The sequence below is a fragment of the Clostridium sp. AM54-37XD genome, from assembly GCF_003478225.1.
Taxonomy (GTDB): domain Bacteria; phylum Bacillota; class Clostridia; order Lachnospirales; family Lachnospiraceae; genus Coprococcus; species Coprococcus ammoniilyticus.
In genome coordinates, this window is the sequence record NZ_QUEV01000022.1 from 1 (window position 1) to 1,521 (window position 1,521).

The 1,521-nt window shown below is 27.1% G+C and carries 1 protein-coding gene; it reads right to left on the reverse strand.

Annotated elements, in window-relative coordinates:
- Window positions 1-340: 340 nt before the first annotated feature.
- Window positions 341-1,521, reverse strand: a 1,181-nt coding sequence (locus DXA07_RS12875; RefSeq protein ID WP_207663855.1) for a radical SAM protein, incomplete at its 5' end; no start/stop codon positions are given.

Below are 1,521 nucleotides of genomic sequence, written 5' to 3' on the forward strand. Positions count from 1 at the left end.
AAAGAAAATATCAAAAATGAAATAGATGAAAAAAAAATCTCTTGCTCAAATAGAATTAATAAAGGCTCAAACGGAACAAATAAAAATAGATAATTTATTAAAGAAAGAGCAAATAGAAAAACAAAGTAGCGAGAAAATTAAACATTCTCAACAGATTATTCAGGCTAATCAGATTACAATTAATAGCATAAGTCATAATATTACAGCAGGATCAATATTAAATTGTGATCCTATATTTCAAAGTTATTCTTATTCTGCGTCTAACAATCAGTAAGGAATAGATGTAACATATAAATGATAACCAGCCTTTTGGGAGCTTAAGGCTGGTTATCATTTATATTTATATATCAATAGGATTAAAAGTATTGTTTTGATTATAAATATTTGGTGGCCCTAATTTGATATTATATTTTTTTGTTATCTCTATTGCAGTATTTATATACTGTTTACATTCTTCAAAATTTGGTGGAACATAGTTTGCTAATTTTGTATTTTGCATAGGTCGAAACGGAGATATCATGGGAGATACTCCAATTTTGCATAAGGCCTCTATACCTTTTTTAAATGATTCAAGCGGCTCTAAACCTACAATTAGCATACTACGTACTTGTCCATCATTTCCAAAGACTTCTACAGCTTTTTGTAAAGCTTTTAGATATTCATTCCGTGAAATCATTCCTTTACCGGGCATTATTTCCTTTGAAATGGTTTCGTCATAAATTTCGAGATTAAAAGCAATTTCGTTTGCACCCAATTTCTTATATTCTTGAATATCATTTAAATCTTGTGGTGGAAGACTCATGATATAAATTGGTTTATCTGTATGTATTCTAATTATTTTAAGAATATCCTTTATGAGTGTTGGCTCATATATTCTATCGTTTGAAGCGCCACCTATCATAATTTCCTTAAATTCAAAATTTTCTAGATAAAACAAAAAGGATTCCGTTATATCGTCTAAATCAAAATTATAGTATTCTTCATTTTTTGCATGACAAAAATGACAGCCTTTTCCATTTTGTTTAAACAAACATATTGAATTATGACGAATGCGAATACGCATATTATTGCGCTGCACCATTTTTGAATATAATAAACCGGAATGTGTTTTAACATTTGGGATAGAATCTTTTTTATCTACATATACAATACTTATATTTTTTTCAAGATAAAATAAATAAAAGTTTTTTTCTATATATTTTAAAGTAAATGGCGAGAAATCTATAAAAGGGATTTTAAGTGGACAATTTACTATTAAGTCATTAGAAAATCTAATATCAATAGCATCAAATGTTCCTTCTTGAATTCCACCACATTCCGTTAATGCAATCATAGCAGATATATCAATTTTAATTCCTTGTAATAATAAGGCTGTCTTTAGATTATTCCAATCCATATTAGATTTTATTGAACACCGTATTATTTCATTCGAAAGTAAATTTTGATAAATATTAATTTGATGATTTGGATTCAAACTTATTATATTTCTTTTAGAAATAAAACGAAACATATATCCTCTAA